The organism is Micromonospora sp. NPDC049275 (genome assembly GCF_043197115.1).
In the GTDB taxonomy this organism is placed as follows: Bacteria; Actinomycetota; Actinomycetes; order Mycobacteriales; family Micromonosporaceae; genus Micromonospora.
Map to the genome: position 1 here is coordinate 411,989 of NZ_JBICSN010000001.1, position 18,002 is coordinate 429,990.

18 protein-coding genes are annotated in these 18,002 nt (G+C 71.4%); 5 read left to right on the forward strand and 13 right to left on the reverse strand.

Translation table 11 applies throughout. The features are described from left to right. Position 1 precedes the first annotated feature (1 nt). The gene (locus ACGFIE_RS01955) at positions 2-829 is read right to left on the reverse strand and encodes an ABC transporter permease (RefSeq protein ID WP_393290070.1); all 828 of its coding nucleotides are present in this window, start codon (positions 827-829) and stop codon (positions 2-4) included. Positions 830-901: 72 nt separating this feature from the next. Next, the gene (locus tag ACGFIE_RS01960) at positions 902-2,272 is read right to left on the reverse strand and encodes an L-serine ammonia-lyase (protein ID WP_393290073.1); all 1,371 of its coding nucleotides are present in this window, start codon (positions 2,270-2,272) and stop codon (positions 902-904) included. A 340-nt stretch (positions 2,273-2,612) separates the two neighbouring features. Here ACGFIE_RS01960 and ACGFIE_RS01965 point away from each other — a divergent pair, with 340 nt between their 5' ends. Then, positions 2,613-2,822 carry a PspC domain-containing protein gene (locus ACGFIE_RS01965; protein ID WP_234589045.1) on the forward strand — a complete coding sequence of 70 codons (210 nt, stop codon included), beginning with the start codon at positions 2,613-2,615 and terminating at the stop codon, positions 2,820-2,822. A gap of 506 nt (positions 2,823-3,328) precedes the next feature. On the opposite strand, the gene ACGFIE_RS01970 is transcribed toward ACGFIE_RS01965, so the two are convergent. The 7 genes from ACGFIE_RS01970 to pdxH all read right to left on the reverse strand — a co-directional run bounded on the left by ACGFIE_RS01970 (position 3,329) and on the right by pdxH (position 9,507). Further along, entirely contained in the window at positions 3,329-4,156 is an 828-nt protein-coding gene (locus ACGFIE_RS01970) for a DUF4230 domain-containing protein (protein WP_393290075.1), read from the reverse strand. A 99-nt stretch (positions 4,157-4,255) separates the two neighbouring features. Continuing rightward, positions 4,256-5,416, reverse strand: a complete 1,161-nt coding sequence (locus ACGFIE_RS01975; protein ID WP_393290077.1) for an acyl-CoA dehydrogenase family protein — start codon at positions 5,414-5,416, stop codon at positions 4,256-4,258. Positions 5,417-5,451: 35 nt separating this feature from the next. Further along, positions 5,452-5,757 (reverse strand): type II toxin-antitoxin system VapB family antitoxin, encoded by a 306-nt coding sequence (locus ACGFIE_RS01980; RefSeq protein ID WP_393290079.1) that lies wholly within the window; start codon positions 5,755-5,757, stop codon positions 5,452-5,454. 188 nt (positions 5,758-5,945) lie between these two features. After that, positions 5,946-6,548: a nitroreductase family protein gene (locus ACGFIE_RS01985; RefSeq protein ID WP_393290081.1), complete on the reverse strand. Its 603-nt coding sequence runs from the start codon at positions 6,546-6,548 to the stop codon at positions 5,946-5,948. Continuing rightward, a complete protein-coding gene (locus ACGFIE_RS01990; protein WP_393290084.1) occupies positions 6,548-7,477 on the reverse strand; it encodes an aldose 1-epimerase family protein in 930 nt (309 codons plus the stop codon). Before ACGFIE_RS01990 ends, ACGFIE_RS01985 begins: the two co-directional genes overlap by 1 nt. An 18-nt stretch (positions 7,478-7,495) precedes the next feature. Then, a complete protein-coding gene (locus ACGFIE_RS01995) occupies positions 7,496-8,794 on the reverse strand; it encodes an MFS transporter (protein ID WP_393290087.1) in 1,299 nt (432 codons plus the stop codon). After that, positions 8,791-9,507 carry a pyridoxamine 5'-phosphate oxidase gene (gene pdxH, locus ACGFIE_RS02000; RefSeq protein ID WP_393290089.1) on the reverse strand — a complete coding sequence of 239 codons (717 nt, stop codon included), beginning with the start codon at positions 9,505-9,507 and terminating at the stop codon, positions 8,791-8,793. The genes ACGFIE_RS01995 and pdxH overlap by 4 nt, the downstream gene beginning before the upstream one ends. A gap of 193 nt (positions 9,508-9,700) precedes the next feature. On the opposite strand from pdxH, the gene ACGFIE_RS02005 reads away from it, so the two are divergent. The 3 genes from ACGFIE_RS02005 to sepH all read left to right on the forward strand — a co-directional run bounded on the left by ACGFIE_RS02005 (position 9,701) and on the right by sepH (position 13,465). Further along, positions 9,701-10,807: a citrate synthase 2 gene (locus ACGFIE_RS02005; protein WP_393290092.1), complete on the forward strand. Its 1,107-nt coding sequence runs from the start codon at positions 9,701-9,703 to the stop codon at positions 10,805-10,807. Positions 10,808-11,069: 262 nt separating this feature from the next. Next, on the forward strand, positions 11,070-12,197 hold the full coding sequence (gene serC, locus ACGFIE_RS02010) for a phosphoserine transaminase (RefSeq protein WP_393290094.1): 1,128 nt from the start codon (positions 11,070-11,072) through the stop codon (positions 12,195-12,197). Positions 12,198-12,382: 185 nt separating this feature from the next. Next, on the forward strand, positions 12,383-13,465 hold the full coding sequence (gene sepH / locus ACGFIE_RS02015; protein ID WP_393290097.1) for a septation protein SepH: 1,083 nt from the start codon (positions 12,383-12,385) through the stop codon (positions 13,463-13,465). Between the two features lie 146 nt (positions 13,466-13,611). Here the strand turns inward: sepH and ACGFIE_RS02020 are convergent, their stop codons facing one another. The 4 genes from ACGFIE_RS02020 to ACGFIE_RS02035 form a co-directional block, all read right to left on the reverse strand. After that, positions 13,612-14,121: a hypothetical protein gene (locus ACGFIE_RS02020; RefSeq protein ID WP_393290099.1), complete on the reverse strand. Its 510-nt coding sequence runs from the start codon at positions 14,119-14,121 to the stop codon at positions 13,612-13,614. A gap of 137 nt (positions 14,122-14,258) precedes the next feature. Continuing rightward, on the reverse strand, positions 14,259-15,542 hold the full coding sequence (locus tag ACGFIE_RS02025) for an MFS transporter (protein WP_393290101.1): 1,284 nt from the start codon (positions 15,540-15,542) through the stop codon (positions 14,259-14,261). 73 nt (positions 15,543-15,615) lie between these two features. Continuing rightward, on the reverse strand, positions 15,616-16,065 hold the full coding sequence (locus ACGFIE_RS02030; RefSeq protein ID WP_393290104.1) for a MarR family winged helix-turn-helix transcriptional regulator: 450 nt from the start codon (positions 16,063-16,065) through the stop codon (positions 15,616-15,618). Positions 16,066-16,181: 116 nt separating this feature from the next. Next, the gene (locus ACGFIE_RS02035; RefSeq protein WP_363687928.1) at positions 16,182-17,660 is read right to left on the reverse strand and encodes an NCS2 family permease; all 1,479 of its coding nucleotides are present in this window, start codon (positions 17,658-17,660) and stop codon (positions 16,182-16,184) included. Between the two features lie 88 nt (positions 17,661-17,748). On the opposite strand from ACGFIE_RS02035, the gene ACGFIE_RS02040 reads away from it, so the two are divergent. Next, positions 17,749-17,994, forward strand: coding sequence for a DUF2530 domain-containing protein (locus ACGFIE_RS02040; protein WP_007454822.1), 246 nt, complete (start codon positions 17,749-17,751; stop codon positions 17,992-17,994). The last annotated feature ends 8 nt before the right edge of the window (positions 17,995-18,002 follow it).

Genomic DNA, 18,002 nt, shown 5'->3' on the forward strand with positions numbered 1-18,002 from the left:
GTCAGAGTTCCTTGAGCACGGCGGGCTCCAACCGGCGGAACGACCACCAGCCGGCGGCCAGCACCAGCAGGCTGCCGCCGACGGTGGTGGCGAGCAGCCGGGCGTCCGGGAACTCGTCCGGGTACCAGATCGCGTGGTGCAGCTGGAAGATCCCGACCAGCGGGTTCAGCTCGTACACCACCTTCAGCCAGCCCGGCAGGTTGGACTCCCGGACCAGGCTGAGCGGATAGATGATCGGCGTGGCGTAGAACAGCACCCGGATGATCAACCGCAGAAACCGCTCCACGTCGCGCATGAGCACGTTCCACGCCGACAGCAGCAGGGCCAGCCCGACCAGCAGCACCGCCTGCACCGTCACCGCGAGCGGCAGGGCGAGCAGCGACCAACCGGGATGGATCCGGCCATGCACCGCGTAGATCACCGCGATGGCGATCAGGATCGGCAGGCCGGCCGCGTACTCGGCGAACCGGCCGGTGACCCGCCCGATCGGAAAGACCTGCCGGGGCACGTTCATCGTGGTGATCAACCGGGACTGGCCGGTCAACGCGTTGGTGGCCTCACTCAACGCCGAACTGGCCCACATCCAGGCGAAGATCCCGGTGATCAGGAACAGCGGGTACGACTCGGTCGCATCGCCGAGGTGCCGCCCGGTGTCCCGGGAGTAGAGCACGCCGAAGATGAACCAGTAGATGGCGCCCATCCCGAGGGGCTCGATCAGCGACCAGAAGTAGCCCAGCACCGACTGCTGGTACTTGACCGCCAGATCCCGCCGGACCAGGATGCGCAGCGAGTTGCGGTGCGACCACAGGGCCGCGACGCCAGAGGTCACCGCGAGCCTCCCGCCTCCTGAAACGGACGACAGGCTAGCAGTCGGTGAATGAATGCCCCGAATCGACCGGACTCAGCACTCGATCACGTTGACGGCCAGACCGCCGCGCGCCGTCTCCTTGTACTTGACCTTCATGTCGGCGCCCGTCTCCCGCATGGTCTTGATGACCTTGTCCAGCGACACCTTGTGCACACCGTCGCCGCGCAGGGCCAGCCGGGCCGCCGTGATCGCCTTGATGCTAGCCACCGCGTTCCGCTCGATGCAGGGGATCTGCACCAGGCCACCCACCGGGTCACAGGTCAGGCCGAGGTTGTGCTCCATCCCGATCTCGGCGGCGTTCTCCACCTGCTCCGGGGTGCCACCGAGCGCCTCGGCCAGACCCGCCGCCGCCATCGAGCACGCCGAGCCGACCTCACCCTGGCAGCCGACCTCCGCGCCGGAGATCGACGCGTTCTCCTTGAACAGCACGCCGATCGCGCCGGCCGTCAACAGGAACCGCACCACGCCGTCGTCGTCGGCGTTCTCGACGAAGCGGCTGTAGTAGTGCAGCACCGCCGGGATGATCCCCGCCGCGCCGTTCGTCGGCGCGGTCACCACCCGACCGCCGGCCGCGTTCTCCTCGTTCACCGCGAGCGCGAACAGCGTCACCCAGTCCATCACGTGCAGCGGGTCCGCCGTCGGGGCCTCCGCCTCCAGGCCGCGCCGCAGCTCCGCCGCGCGCCGCCGGACCTTCAAACCCCCAGGGAGTACGCCGTCCCGCTCGCAGCCGCGCTGCACGCACTCCCGCATCACCCGCCAGATCTCCAGCAGGCCCGTCCGGATCTCCGCCTCGCTGCGCCACGAGCGCTCGTTGGCCAGCATCACCTCGCTGATCGACAGCCCGGTGCGGCTGGTGACCTCCAGCAGCTGCGCCCCGGTCAGGAACGGATACCGCACCCGCGTGCTGTCCGGCTTGATGCGGTCCGCACCCGCCGCCGCCTCGTCCACCACGAAGCCACCGCCCACGGAGTAGTAGCTCCGTGCCCTGACCTGCACCCCGGCCGCGTCGAAGGCCACGAACGTCATCCCGTTCGGGTGGTACGGCAGCGACCGGCGGCGGTGCAGCGTCAGGTCCCGGTCCGGATCGAAGTCGATCTCGTGCGCGTCCAGCAGGCTGATCCGCCGCTCGGCACGGATCCGCTCGACGCGAGGACCGACGGTGTCGGTGTCGACCGTCTCCGGCGCCTCGCCGGCCAGCCCCAGCAGCACCGCCCGGTCGCTGCCGTGCCCGTGCCCGGTGGCGCCCAGCGAACCGAACAGCTCGGCCTGCACCCGCGCCGTCTCGGTGAGCAGCCCGTCGGCCTTGAGCCCGGTCACGAACGTACGGGCGGCCCGCATCGGCCCGACCGTGTGCGAGCTGGACGGCCCGATGCCGACGCTGAAGAGGTCGAAAACACTGATCATGGCTGCGCTTCCTCGGCGTCGTCCCGTCGTACGGGAGCCGCCCGGTCGTGGCCGCCGGTCCGGCAGCCCCGCTCGTGGCCGCCCGGTCGGGTGGCCGCCGGCCACCCGGGATGTGGGTGCCCGACCAGCGAGCCTACCCGCCCAGCTCACCACCCTCCCGGCAGCTCACCGCCGCCAGATCGCCGGACGGGGTGCGGGAGGAGTTGGGGAGGGTTGGCCCGGGTAATGCACCTACGGGTCCACGGACCGCCGATCCTCCTCGGGACCGAGGGCGGGATGGCCACCCCTTCGTACCGTGGATCGCAGACGCGGCGCACCGCCGCAGAGTGGGAGTACGACGATGAGTCGCAAACTGGTTCGGCCCCGCCAGGGGCGCATGCTCGCCGGTGTCTGCGCCGGCCTCGGCCAGCGGTTCGGCATGTCCGCCGGGATGGTTCGGCTGCTGTTCCTGCTGTCGCTGCTGCTGCCCGGCACCCAGGTGATCGTCTACCTGATCCTCTGGGTCCTCATGCCGAACGAAGACCGCTACCTCGCCTCCACCGGCCACTGACCACAGCCAGATGCCCTTGAGCTAGCCGCCCGGAGGGCCACCGCACGGGTGCCGTTGGTGGCCCTCCTCCTGACACCGAAGCCCAACATCCGAGAGCACACACCGCTCGCACGGACCTCCACCCGGAGGCACCCCGGTCCGCGCACCCACCCGCGCGGCCCGTGCGCAGAGCCCCCGCAGCGCGCACCGGCAGAGGCTGATGTGCACGGGCGCGGGCCGCCGGCCCAGGTATGCCGGCACGACTGCACGGACGGATATGCCGGCACGGGCTGCGGGGGCGCTCCGCGGCGATCGCAACCCGAACAGATCTTGGAAAGTTTCCGTTAACTGTTAACGGAAACTGTCCAAGATCTGTAAATGGGAAGGTGCGCGAGTCGTTGCGCGGCACGGGCACGGGCACGGGCAGCGGAGCTCGGGGGCCGCGAGACGGAGCTGAGGGTCGCGAAACGAATGCGCCCGCCCCGACGGTCGTCGGGGCGGGCGCTTCCGTGTGCGGGGTGCCCGGGTCAGGGTGCGGTGTAGGTCACCGTGACCTGCTGGAAGCCCAGCGAGCGCAGCAGCCCCTCCAGCATCTTGCGGGTGTTCTCCTCGGCGCGGGCGGAGAGCCCGCTGTCCCGGGCGGCGGCGGTGATCCGTTCCTCGGCCAGTTGGTAGACCTGCTGCTGCCGGTTGGGGTCGTTGCCGACCAGGTCGCCGAGCCGGTTGAGCAGGCCGCGCTTCTCGGCGAAGACGTAGCTCTTCTCCATGTCGAGGTTGGTCTCGCCGAACTGCGGCGCGGGCAGCTTGATCTCGACCGACTTGCCGTCGGCGGACTGCACGATGGCACCGTCACCGATCTTGGTGAAGTCGACGTACGCCTCGACGCTGCCGGCCCCGACGAACAGGGTGCGTTCGTTGAGCAGGAAGTCCGGGACGTTGCGCCTGTCGTTCTGGGTGTCGACCACGACCTGGAAGTTGCCTTCGGCGGCCACGTAGCGGCTGAGGTCCTGGATCGACTTCAGCAGCGGCGGCTGGCTGCGGTCGGTCTGCTCCTTGGCGAACGGGTTACGGAAATCGGGCAGGAACCCGGTCGCCTGCACGCCGAGCAGCACCACCACGGCCAGCGCGGCGGCACCGAGCAGCAGGAGCAGCCCACGGGCGGCACCGCCACCACCGCCCCCGTTCGCACCGCCCCCATCGGCTCCGCCGGCCCCACCGCTCGGGGGGCCGCCGGTGCCACCGGGTGTGTCCGTCATGGGGTCGGGTGTCGCCGCCGAGCGCTCCTTGAGGTCGTCGCCGGTCGGGTAACCGGGGAACTCCCTCGTGGGCTCGTTGATGCCAGCTTCGCGGGCCATCACAGTCACCGTCCTCGTCAGACACGTCGTCTGTCAATGACGGTACGGCCCCCGTACGACAGCCGCGCGTCGAGCGGCCGGAATGCGTAAACGGGCAGGTCAGGCGAACGCGGAGAGCCCGGTGAGCCGCTGACCGACGACGAGCTGGTGGATCTCGGAGGTGCCCTCGTACGTCAGCACGCTCTCCAGGTTGTTCGCGTGCCGCATCACCGGGTACTCCCCGGAGACGCCGTTGGCGCCGAGGATGGTGCGGCACTGCCGGGCGATGGCCAGGGCCTCCCGCACGTTGTTCAGCTTGCCCACGCTCACCTGCTCGGGGCGGAGTCGGCCGGCGTCGGCGAGCCGGCCGAGGTGCAGCGCGAGCAGTTGACCCTTGACCAGTTCGACGGCCATGTCGGCGAGCTTGGCCTGGGTGAGTTGGAACCCGGCCAGCGGCCGACCGAACTGGGTTCGGCTGGTGGCGTACGCCAGGGCGGTCTCCAGGCAGTCCCGTGCCGCGCCGAGCGAGCCCCAGACGATGCCGTACCGGGCCTCGGTGAGGCAGCTCAACGGCGCCTTGAGCCCGACCGCCTCGGGAAGTTGGGCGTCGGCCGGGAGCCGGACGTCGTCGAGCACGATCTCGCCGGTCACCGAGGCGCGCAGGGACATCTTGCGGCCGATCTCGCGGGCCGTGACGCCGGGCGTGTCCATGGGCACGGCGAACCCGCGTACGCCCTCGTCGGTGCGCGCCCAGATGACTGCCACGTCGGCGATCGGCGCATTGGTGATCCACATCTTGGTGCCGGTGAGGATCCAGTCGTCGCCGTCGCGTCGGGCGCGGGTGGTCATGGACGCCGGGTCGGAGCCGTGGTCGGGCTCGGTCAGGCCGAAGCAGCCGATCGCCTCGCCGGTGGCCATCGCCGGCAGCCAGCGCTGCTTCTGCTCCTCGCTGCCGTAGCGCCAGATGGCGTACATCGCCAGTGAGCCCTGCACCGAGACCAGTGAGCGGAGCCCAGAGTCGCCGGCCTCCAGCTCCTGGCAGGCCAGCCCGTACGCGACGGCGGAGGCGCCGGCGCAGCCGTAGCCGGTCAGGTGCATGCCGAGCAGACCGAGTTTGCCGAACTCCCGGGCCAGCTCGCGGGCCGGCACGCGGCCCTCCTCGTACCAGTCGGCGACGTGCGGGCGGACCCGGTCGTCGACGAGCTGGCGGACGACGTCGCGGATCTGCCGCTCCTCCGCGCTGAGCGACGGGTCCAGGTCGAGCAGATCGAGGGCAGTCATGCCGTCACCTTAACGAAGCCTCAGCCAGCGTCGCTTCACTCGATCGGACCGCTGAGCACCAGCACACGGGCGTGGATCTGGTTGCGCTGTTGCAGGGCGGCGCGCAGGGCGCGATGCAGCCCGTCCTCCAGGTAGAGCCCACCGTTCCACTGGACCACGTGCGGAAAGAGGTCGCCGTAGAAGGTCGAGTCCTCGGCGAGGAGCTTGTCGAGCGCCAACTCGCGCTTGGTGGTGATCAACTCAGCCAGGCGCAACGGGCGCGGCGGAATCTCCGCCCACTGCTTGAGCGTCAGGTTGTGCTCCGGGTAGGGACGCCCGTCCCGGACCGCTCTGAAGATCACGACGGCACGCTCCCCTCCCCGTGGCCGGGCCGACCGACGACGCCGAGCCGGGCCGCGGCGGGCACCGCGTGGCGCGGTACCGATGACCGTGCCAGCCTAGCCGCCCAGCGCACGAGTCGTTCTGCTCCCTGATGTCAGTTTCGCTATCGCTCGTCCGATCCTCAAGCCGGACGATCGGGACGGCCCGCTCAACTCCACCGTCCGCGCCGTACCACCTCGTCCATGCCGCGCCGCCCCCGGCGCAGCGACGGTGACCGATGGTCCGGTGCGCGGTAACCGATTGTGACGGCCCCGATGGGCTGGTACTCCTCCGGCACGCCGAACGCGTCCCGGTACGCGGCCAACCGTTGCGGCGGAATCCCGAAGAAGCACGCCCCCAGCCCCTCGTCCACGGCGGTGAGGAGCATCAGCAGCGCGGCGAAGCCGGTGTCCACGTGCCAGTAGGGCACCGGCCAGCGGTCGGCCGACCGGTCCGTCCAACCCTTGTCCGGCTCCGCGTACCGCCGCAGGTAGGCGGACTCGTTGGCGTGCGGCACCACGATGAGCGGCGCCCGGCGCATTCCCGCCAGCCAGCGCTCCCGTCCCCCACCCTCAGGTGTGGTGGCGGCCCAGAACAGGTCCCGGTCGGCCGCCTCCTCCAGCACCAGGAAGCCCCACCCCTGGGCGAACCCGGCCGACGGGGCGCGGACGGCGTGGTCGAGCAGCCGATCCACCACGTCGGGCGGGACCTGTCGGTCCGGGTCGTAGTTGCGCACCATCCGCCGACGGCGGACGACCTCGGCGAACTCCATCAGGCTCCGGGACGGATGCCCCAGGCACCCCGCCAGGTCGTGCCGGGCTTGAGGGTGAGCAGGTCCTTGCCCGAGCGGAACGCGTCCGGGGGGCAGGTCATCGGCTCGATCGCCACCGAGCGCCGGTGCCGCTCGCCGGTGAGCGCGTCCCCGGTGAACACCTGCCACCAGCCGAACTCCGCGTCCGCCCAGATGCTCACCCCGGACGAGGAGTCCGGCGCGGCCAGGCTCACCGAGGACCCGCCGTCGGCGTCGCGGATCACCTCGCCGAAGCAGGCGTCCAGCTCGGCGTCGCCGATCCGACGCGGGCTGGTCCAGTCGTACTCGGTGCCCGCCACCGGGGTCGCCCCGACCGGGAGCAGCCGACCGTCCACCAGCACACGGGTACGCGCCGGCAGCCGCATGACCAGGTCGTCCACCGCGACACCCGGCAGTTGCAGGTACGGGTGCACGGAGAAGCCGAACGGAGCCACCTCGGCGCCGATGTTCGTCACCTCGTGCTCGGCACGCAGGCCGTCCGCGCTCACGCTCCACCGGCTGACCAGTCGCAGCGGCCACTCGTAGCCGGGCTGCGGCGGCAGGTCGTAGCCGAGGGTCACCGCGTCCGCGGACTGCTCCAGCAGACGCCACGGCACCCAGTTGACCAGCCCGTGGATGGCGACGTGCCGCTCCGGCTCGGTCAGCGCGAGCTGGTGCGTCCGGTCGGCGAACGGGTAGCGGCCGTCGCGGATCCGGTTCGGCCAGGGCGCGAGCACCTGCCCGGCGCAGCCGGGGCAGACCTCGTCGGCGCGGTACCCGTCGAGCAGGTCGACGCCGTCGTGCCGGTACGTCCGCAGCCCGCCGCCCACCTCCACGATGACGGCCTCGTGGCCCGCGGAGGCGATGGTCCACTGTGCGCCGGAGAAGGGGCGCTGGTCGGGGCTTTCCATGTCGGCGACCCTAACCGGTCACGGCCTGTCGCCGCTCGACGCCGTCGTGGCCCGGTAGCGCAGCAGCGCCGGGAAGGCGACCGCGAGCACCACCACGAGCACCGCCGAGGCGAGCCCACCGGCGACCCAGGCCACCCCACCGCCGAAACCGGCGGCCATGGTGCCGGCCCGCAGGTCACCCAGGCGCGGCCCGCCGGCCACCACCACCGTGTTGACGCCCTGGAGCCGACCGCGCATCCGGTCCGGCGCGTACACCAGCAGCATGGACTGGCGCAGTACGGCGCTCACCAGGTCGGCGGCGCCGGCCACGGCGAGCAGCAGGACCATCAGCCAGAGCTGGTGGGCCAGCCCGGCGGCGGCGATCGCCAGGCCCCAGCCGATCACCGCGACCACCAGGCCGACGCCCTGCCGGCGGAGCCGACCGATCCAGCCGGAGGTCAGTCCGCCGATCATCGAGCCGATCGCGATGGCGCTGTAGAGCAGGCCGACCGAGCCGCCGCCGCCGAACCGCTCGTGGGCGATCTCCGGGAACAGCGCCCTCGGCATGGCCAGGATCATCGCGATCAGGTCCACGCCGAACGAGAGCAGCAGCACCGGCGTGGTGGCGAGGTACCGGAATCCGTCGATCACGCTGGCCAGGCCGGCACGTCGGGCCTGGCCGTCGGCGGTCGGCTCGGGCGGGAGCGCGGGCAGCCGCAGCGCGGCCCAGAGCATGGCGGTGAACAGCACCGCGTCCACGCCGTAGGCGATCGGCAGGACGACGCTGGTGTCCGGCGAGGCGGAGAGGATCAGGCCGGCGGCGAGCGGGCCGGCGACCGAGGCGGCGGTGAAGGTCGTGTAGTTCAGGGTGCTGGCGGCCGGGACGAGGTCGTCCGGCACCAGCCGGGGCAGCATCGCGCTGCGGGCCGGCGAGGTGATCGCGAAGGCCACCGACTGCACCGCCATCAACACCAGCAGCAGCACCGGGCTGCCCACGTTCAGCAGCGCCTGGACCAGCAGCCCGAGGGTGGATGCCCAAAGCAACAATGACCCGCCGAGCAGCACCGCCCGGCGGTCGCGGGCGTCGGCCACCGCGCCACCCCAGAGCCCGAAGATCAGCAGGGGTACGAACGCAGCCACACCCAGCAGGCCGACCCAGAACGAGTCCCGGGTCAGCGCGTACATCTCCACCGGCACGGCTACGGCGGTGAACTGGAAGCCGAACATCGCCACGGTGTTGCCGAGCCACAGCCGCCGGTACGCCGGAACGCGCAGCGGGCGGACGTCGATCGCCCAGCGGCGCGCTCCGCGCGGCCGGGCCTCCTGTACGCCCGTCACGGCGCCAGCCGCTCGACGATCCAGTCGCCCGCGTCGAGGCGACGGAAGCGGAGCCTGTCGTGCAACCGGCCGGCCCGACCCTGCCAGAACTCCACCGAGTCCGGCCGGACGCGCAGACCACCCCAGTGCGGCGGGGTCGGGATGGCGTCCGCGTCGGCGTACCGGTCGGCCACCTCCCGGTAGCGCTCCTCCAGCGCGGCCCGGTCCGGCACCACCTGCGACTGCGGGCTGGCCCAGGCGCCCACCTGCGAGCCGCGTGGCCGGCTCGCGAAGTACGACTCGGTCACCGCCTGGTCGACCGGGACGATCGACCCGGCGACCACCACCTGACGCTGCATGGGAAACCACGGAAAGACCAGGCTGGCGTACGGGTTGGCGGTCGCCTCGACGCCCTTGCGCGACAGGTGGTTGGTGAAGAAGACGAAACCCTCCGGGTCGTACCCCTTCAGCAGCACCGTTCGCCCGCTCGGCCGGCCGGCCGGGTCGGCGGTGCCCACCACCATCGCGTTCGGCTCGGGCAGCCCGAAGGCCACCGCGTCGGCGAACCAGCTGTCGAACTGGGTGTGCCAGTCGGCCGCCAGGTCAGCTTCGGTCAGGCCCAGGTCCGCGGCGTACTCGTTACGCATCGCGGCCGGGGCGGGTGTGTCGCCCGTCACGTCCCCACTCCTCCTCGACGACCCGACCAGCACCCTCCCGCGCTGGCCAGTCCGCATCGCCCAGTCTCACCGAGTGACGCGGAGAATGCGCGTCCTCAGATGTCGTGTGCAGCACAGTCGCAGCGGGTCGCGTATCCGGTTACGCAGCAGGCAAGATGTTCCGAACACATCCCTGAGGGTCGCCTAAGGCGCTCGGCCGACCGGGCCGGCTCAGCTGATCAGGCGCACCGAGCAGATCCAGGAGAGCGACATGGCCGATTTCAAACCCGGTCTGGAGGGCGTCGTCGCCTTCGAGACCGAGATCGCCGAACCCGACCGCGAGGGTGGCGCGCTGCGCTATCGCGGGGTCGACATCGAGGATCTGATCGGCCAGGTCTCGTTCGGCAACGTCTGGGCGCTGCTTGTCGACGGCCGGTTCGGGCCGGGCCTGCCGCCTGCGGAGCCGTTCCCGGTGCCTGTGCACTCCGGCGACATCCGGGTCGACGTGCAGTCGGCGGTCGCGATGCTGGCGCCGTACTGGGGGCTCAGCCAACTGCTGGACATCTCCGACGAGCAGGCCCGCGCGGACCTCGCCCGGGTGTCGGTGACCGCGCTCTCCTTCGTCGCACAGTCCGCCCGTGGCCTCGGCCTGCCCGCGGTGCCGCAGAAGGAGATCGACAAGGCGCAGACCATCGTCGAGCGGTTCATGAAGCGCTGGCGGGGCGAGCCGGACCCGCGGCACGTCAAGGCCGTCGACGCGTACTTCATCTCGGCCGCCGAGCACGGCCTGAACGCCTCCACCTTCACCGCGCGCATCGTCGCCTCCACCGGGGCGGACGCCGCGGCCTGCATCTCGTCGGGCATCGGCGCTCTCTCCGGGCCGCTGCACGGTGGCGCCCCGTCGCGTGTCCTCAGCATGTTGGAGGCCGTGGAGCGCAGCGGCGACGCGGAGGGCTACGTCAAGGGCGTCCTGGACCGCGGCGAGCGGCTGATGGGCTTCGGCCACCGGGTCTACCGTGCCGAGGACCCGCGCGCCCGCGTGCTCCGGCGCACCGCCAAGGAGCTGGGCGCACCGCGCTTCGAGATCGCCGAGGCGCTGGAGAAGGCCGCCCTCGCCGAGCTGCAGGCCCGCCGCCCGGACCGGGTGCTGGCCACCAACGTCGAGTTCTGGTCGGCAGTGGTCCTGGACTTCGCCGAGGTGCCGGCGCACATGTTCACGTCGATGTTCACCTGCGCCCGGATGGGCGGCTGGAGCGCGCACATCCTGGAGCAGAAGCGTCTGCAGCGGCTGGTCCGCCCGTCCGCCCGCTACGTCGGCCCGGACACCCGCAAGCCCAGCGACGTCGAGGGCTGGGCGGCCATCCCGCACGGCGTCTGACCGGCAGGCAGGGCCCCTTCTGGCGACTCACGCCCAGGAGGGGCCCTCTCTGTGCGGCCCGGACATCGACACCGGGGTGTGGCGAAGGACTCAGGCCGGCCCTCGGGACCCCGACTTCCCCGGCCCGGCCCGGGTGCGAGGATGAGGGCCGGCAGTGTCGCCGGATCGCCGGTACGGATCCCGGCAGCCGTGCGCCCCGTACGCGCCCGCCGCCGGTCCGCGCCGAGCCCTCCCTCGCCCATGCGGAAGGACCTTCAAGACCGTGGCTGACGCACCGATCATCCGGATTCCCGACGAGATCAAGCCCGCCGACGGACGTTTCGGCTGCGGCCCGTCCAAGGTCCGTCCGGCGGCCGTGTCCGCGCTCGCCGAGGTGGCGACCAGCTACCTGGGCACGTCGCACCGGCAGAAGACGGTCCGCGACCAGGTGGCCCGGCTGCGCTCCGGCATCGCCGAGTTCTTCTCGCTGCCCGAGGGCTACGAGGTCGTCATCGGCAACGGCGGCACCACCGCGTTCTGGGAGGTCGCCACCTTCGGTCTCGTCCGCGACCGGGCGCAGTTCGCCAGCTTCGGCGAGTTCGGCGCGAAGTTCGCCAAGTCGGTCTCCGACGCCCCGTTCCTCGGTGAGCCGACCGTCCGCAAGGCAGCGGCGGGCAGCGCGCCCACCCTGGTCGCCGAGGCCGGCGTGGACGTGTACGCGACGCCGCACAACGAGACCTCGACAGGTGTGGCGGTGCCGATCAGCCGGGTGGCCGGCGCGGACGACGACGCGCTGCTCCTGGTCGACGCCACCTCGGGCGCCGGTGGCCTGGAGGTCAACGTCGGCGAGACCGACGTCTACTACTTCGCGCCGCAGAAGTGCTTCGGTTCCGACGGCGGCCTCTGGTTGGCCCTGATGTCGCCGGCCGCGCTGGAGCGGGCCGCCGAGATCAAGGCGTCGGGGCGCTACATCCCGGCCTTCCTGGACCTGGTGACCGCGATCGACAACTCGCGGCTGGAGCAGACGTACAACACCCCGGCGCTGGCCACCATCTTCCTGGCGGCCGAGCAGACCGACTGGATGAACGCGCAGGGCGGCCTGGCCTGGGCGGCCAAGCGCACGGCGGAGAGCGCCGCGACGGTGTACGGCTGGGCGGAGCGGTCCACGGTGGCCACCCCGTTCGTCACCGACCCGGCGCTGCGGTCCAATGTGGTCGCGACAATCGACTTCGCCGACGGCGTGGACGCCACCGCGATCGCGAAGGCGCTGCGGGCCAACGGCATCGTGGACACCGAGCCGTACCGCAAGCTCGGCCGCAACCAGTTGCGCGTGGCGCTGTTCCCGGCCGTCGAGCCGGCCGATGTCGAGGCGCTGACCGCGTCGATCGACTACGTGGTCGAGCGCCTCTGAGCATCGTCACGGTGGGTGTCCGTCGAGCCTTCGACGGCCACCCACCGTGATCATCGCCGCAGCTCAGTCGCGACATGCGGGGTGTCGCTTCCCCCACCCCGAGACAGATGCGCGTACGGTGGTCCGAGACGCCTGGGTGGCCGACTCGTGGCGTGCGGCCAGCGAAGCGGGACGGAGGCAACGCTATGCGCCCAGTACGCTTCGTCGCCCTCTCCGAGGACGGCCAGGCCCTGGTGCTCGCCGACGAGGTGGGGCGCCTCCTCGCCCTGCCGATCGACGAACGCATCGCCGGTGTGATGCACCCCGAGCCGGGTGCCCCGCCGCTCGCGGTGGCACCGACCACGACCGATCCGATTCCCTCACTGTCTCCTCGGGACATCCAGGCCCGCATTCGCTCCGGTGAGTCCGCGGAGGATGTCGCCCGGATCGCCGGGGTGCCTGTCGACCGGGTGCTGCGCTACGCCGGCCCGGTGTTGCAGGAGCGGGCGATGCTCGCCCAGCACGCCCGCCGCACCCGCCTCAAGGGCGCGGAGAAGCCCACCCCGCTCGCCGAGGTGGTCAACGGCCGGCTGAGCCAGCACGGCATCGACACCGAGAAGATCTCCTGGGACGCCTACCGGCGCGACGACGGCACCTGGCGGATCATCGCCACCTGGCCGTCCGGCAAGGCCACCGCGCAGGCCATCTGGGACATGGACAAGGCCCGGCAGGTGGTCACGCCGCACGACGACATGGCGCAGTACCTGTGCGCCGAGCGGCCCACGCCGATCCTCGGCCAGGAGCCGGCACCGGAGCGGACCGGGCACGGCCTGCCCGGCCCGTCGCGCGGCGAGCCGAGCCGTGGCGGGCACGGGTTGCCTGCCGCGTCCGAGCACCCGCGCCCGGGTCGCGACCCGATCCGGGCCGGCCGGGACGCCCTGCTCGCCTCGCTGGACCGCCCGCTCGGCGGCTCGTCGGGTCGTGGCCTTGAGCCGCGTACCCCGGCTGCTCTGGCCGGGTCGGACTCTCCCCGGCAGCGGCCGGTCGGCGGCGGTGCTGCCGCGCTGCTCGGTGGCGGCCAGGGCTCGGCCTTCGACGACGACTCGGACGCGCCCAAGGAGGTCCCGGCCGTGCCGTCGCTGGCGGTGCTGCGGCCCCGGCGGACCGGTACGGCCGCTGCGGCGGCCGGTGGCGAGTCCACCGACGCCAGCGGCAAGCCGCGCAAGCGCCTGCCGAGCTGGGACGACGTGCTCTTCGGCACCGGCCCGGCGGCCCGCGAGTCCTCCTGACGCGTGACGTCGGCGGTTGGCTGACCGCTACCGCCGACACGCGGCAGCCACTGCGTGATCAACTCGGCTTCCAGGAAACCGGGCCATCGATCCCAACAAGAAGCCCCGACTTCCAAGAACCCGGGTGGATCACGAGTTCCGGCCGGTCAGCGGTGCCGTTGCCGGTGCCCGGCGCGGGCCGCCGGCAGGGTCAGGCCGGCGGCGTGCAGCACACCCTCCACGCGTATCCGCTCGATCTGCTGGTCGACGCCGCTCAGCTCGGCGAGGTGTTCGGCGATGCCGAGGGCGCGGCAGGCCAGCCGGAGCCGGTCGTCGTACGCCTGGAGCACCGCGCCGTGCCAGACCATGGACCGGGCGTTGCCGCCGAGCCGCTGACCGCCGAGGCGGCGCAGGTCGGCGGCGAGCTGTTCCAGTGGGCGGCGGTCGGCGCGGTCGAACTCGCTGAGGTCGATGTCGCGGGTCAGCGCGTCGGCTTCGATGGCCCGGTCGAGGCGGGCGATGGTGCGGCGTTCCCGCCGGCGCTCGCGCCACTCGGACCAGCCGCAGACCACGCGGTCGATGATCTCGTCGGCGCAGAAGAGCAGGGCGAACGCCGCCGGGAGGCTGGCCACGGCGAGGAACGCCAGGGCGAGCATCAGCGCGCGTTCGACTCCCACATATCGACGCTAAGCCCCGTCGTGCCACCCCGCCAGCGAATTGGCCGCATCCGCGCTATCCGCCGATCCGGACCTCCGCACGTTTCCCGACCGTGCGCGTGGGCCCCGTTCCGGTCGGAAGGGGCCCAACGCGCGGTTCAGCAGTCGGTGGAGGTGACGTAGAAGCGGGGCATGGGCAGCACCCGGAAGCGCAGTCGCGCACCGGCGCGGCGCAGTTGCCAGGTGAGGGCGATCAGCGCGGTGGCCAGCGAGATCAGCCCGCCCATCCAGATGCTCGCGCCGGCGCCGAAGTGCTCGGCGACCCAACCGATGAGCGGCGCGCCGACCGGGTTCGTGCCCAGGAACACCAGCACCCACAGGGCCATCACCCGACCCCGGAAGGCGGCGTCCACCCCGAGCTGGACGCGCTGGTTGGCGGCCTGGGCGAAGAAGACCATGAAGAAGCCGGTGGGCACGAGCAGCACGACGACCAGCCAGTACGTCGACGCGAAGCCGACCAGGGTGCCGAAGCTGGCGCAGGCGATCGCGGCGCCGAGCACCAGCCAGACCGACGGCCGGCTGCGCCGGCCGGTGCCGCTGAGCGCACCGCACAGCGCGCCGACGGCGAGGGCGGTGCTGAACAGGCCGAAGGAGGCGGCGCCGGTGTGGAAGACCGTCTTGGCCAGCGCGGCCAGGGTGAGCTGGAAGTTGAACAGCGACATGCCGATCACCGACATCACCGCCATCGGCAACAGCAGGTCCGGCCGACGCCACACGTACCGCAGCCCGTCGACGACCTTCGCGGACGCCCGCTCGTCGCGCGGTGGGAGCGCGTCGCGCTGCAGTTCGCTCGTCCGCATCCGGACCACGTTGACAAGCGGCGCGATGGAGCTGACGGCCGTGAAGAGGAAGACCGGGCCCACGTCGAAGGCGGCGATGGCCAGGCCGGCGACCGCCGGGCCGACGATCCGGGCGGAATTGAACACGGCGGCGTTCAGCGACAGGGCGTTGGGCAGCAGGGGCGTGCCGACCAGTTCGGAGACGAACGCCTGGCGGACCGGGGTCTCCACGGCGTTGGCCGTGCCGAGCAGGGCGGCGAACGCGAAGACGTGCCAGAGCTGCACCAGGTCGGTGAGCACCAGCAGGGACATCCCGAGTGCCAGCACCGTCCAGAAGGCGTTGGCGGCGAAGAGCAGCACCCGCTTGTCGTACCGGTCGGCGAGGCGGCCGGAGAGCAGGGTGAGCAGCAGTACCGGGGTGAACTGCAGCGCGGTGACCACGCCGAGCGCGGTGGCCGAGTTGTCGGAGAGGTCGAGGACGAGCCAGTCCTGGGCGATGAACATCATCCAGACGCCGATCAGTTTGATCAGCTGCCCGGACGCGAAGAGCCGGTAGTTACGGACCTGTAGGGACTGGAACATCGTGCTCAGCTTGGCCTGCACTCTTGGTGCGCCTCCTTCGGACGTACACGTCATCGACAGGTGACGGCACGGCCGGAGTGGCGCGGGCGCGGGCTCAGGCGCGAGCGAGCTGCTGGAGAATCTCGGCGGCCCTGTGCAGGGTCTCCCGGTCGTTCTCGTCGAGCTCGGCCAGCCGGCGGGCCAGCCATTCGTTGCGGGCCCGCTCGAACTGGTCGAGCACGGCCTGCCCTCCTTCGGTCGCCGCGAGGATGACCTGCCGGCCGTCGGTCGGATGGGGTGTCCGCCGCACGAGGCCGCGGTCCTCCAACTTCGCGACGATCTTGGTCATCGTCGGTGGCTGCACCCGTTCGACATCGGCCAGTTCCCGAGGCGTCAGCGCGCCCGCCAGCCGCAGGCTGGTGAGCGCGGAGAGCTGGGTGACCGTGAGGTCGCCGACCGGTCGGGCCTGGCGGACCCGCCGGTTGAGTCGGGTGATCGCATCTCGCAGCTGGGGAGCCAGCTGCGCCGGTGGCACGCGTTCCGCCGTCACCGTCCGCTCCGTCACGATAGTTAGCTTAACTAATGAGCCTGGCTAACGACATCCGTTATGACCAGGCTCACGGGGATGTTTGTGCTGATCCGGGCGGGAAATCCTACGCGGTTCCCCGCCCGGACGGCAGGTCAGAGCACAAGTGACTCGATCGGCCCGCGCAGGAAGTACAGCACGAAGAGCACTGCCACCCCGTACAGCAGGGGGTGGATCTCCCGGGCCTTACCCCGGGCCAGCTTCAGCACCACGAAGGTGATCAGACCGGCGCCGATCCCGTTGGAGATCGAGTACGTGAACGGCATCAGCACGATGGTGAGGAACGCCGGAATGGCGATCTCGTAGTCGGACCAGTCGATCGTCCGCACGGCGGTCATCATCAGGAAGCCGACCACCACCAGGGCTGTCGACGCCGCCTCGAACGGCACGATCACCACCAGCGGCGCCAGGAACATCGCCAGCAGGAAGAGCACGCCGGTGACCAGGCTGGCCACACCGGTCCGGGCACCCTCCCCGACACCGGCGGCACTCTCGATGTACGACGTGTTGCTGGAGGTGCTCGCCGCACCGCCGGCCGCCGCCGCGATCGAGTCGACGAGCAGGATCTCCTTGGCCTTCGGCGGCGTGCCCCGCTCGTCGAGCAGGCCACCCTCCTGGCCGACCGCCACCATCGTGCCCATCGTGTCGAAGAAGTCCGTGATCAGCAGCGTGAAGACGAACATCAGCACGACGACCCAGCCGGCCCGGCCCCACGAGTCGAGCACGTTGAACTTGCCCAGCAGCGACAGGTCCGGCACGTCCACCACCGTCTTGGGCAGCTCGGGCACGTTCAGCGCCCAGCCCTTCGGGTTGGGTTTCCCGTCGACGAACGACGGGCCGATGTTGGCGACCGCCTCGACGATGACCGCCAGCACGGTGGAGGTCAGGATCCCGATCAGGATCGCCCCCTTCACCCGGCGGACCACAAGCACCAGCGTGAGCAGCAGGCCCACCACGAAGACCAGCAGCGGCCAGCTCACCAGCTTGCCGCCGATGCCCAGACCCACCGGCACTGTGGTGTTCGCGACGTCCGGGATCCGTCGGACGAAACCCGCGTCCACCAGACCGATGATGGTCAGGAAGAGGCCGATGCCGACGCCGATCGCCGTCTTCATCTGTGTCGGCACCGCGCGGAACACAGCGGTACGCAGGCCGGTGAGCACCAGCACCGCGATGATCACACCCTCGATCACCACCAGGCCCATCGCGTCGGCCCAGGTCATCTCGGGAGCGATCTCGTACGCCACCAGGGCGTTGACGCCCAGGCCGGCGGCGAGCGCCAGCGGGAACCGGCCGACCACACCCATCAGGATGGTCATCAGGCCGGCGACCAGCGCGGTCGCCGCGGCCAGCGCCGGAATCGGGAGGGACTTGCCGTCACCGTCGACGGCGCCGCCCAGGATCAATGGATTGAGCACCACGATGTACGCCATCGTGAAGAAGGTCGCCAGGCCACCGCGTACCTCACGGCTCAACGTCGAGCCGCGGGCGGAGATCTCGAAGAACCGGTCGAAGCCGTTACGCGGGTGAGCGGGGTCGGGAGGTGTGCCGTTCTCGGGCGGCGCTACTGCCATCAGGTCCTCGCAGGTGATCTTCCGGTTGTCGCGCGCATCGTCCCAGATCACCGGCGGGCAGGGGAAGCGGATCGCGTACGCTTGCCCGATGCCGAACGACCAGCCACCGCGCCCCGCGCCGCTGGACCCGCCGATGGTGCCGTTCGCCGTCGCCGGGCTGATCGCCTGGGCGGTCGTCGGACTGGTGCTGCTGGTCTTCTTCCGGGGCTGGCTGACCGAGCACGATCACGAGAACTGGCTCTGGACCTGCCTGGCCGGTTTCCTGTGGGGGTTCCCCGGCCTCGCCGTCATGCTGCGCCACGACGCCAACCGACGCCGCCGCCGCGCGAACTGAGCGCACCC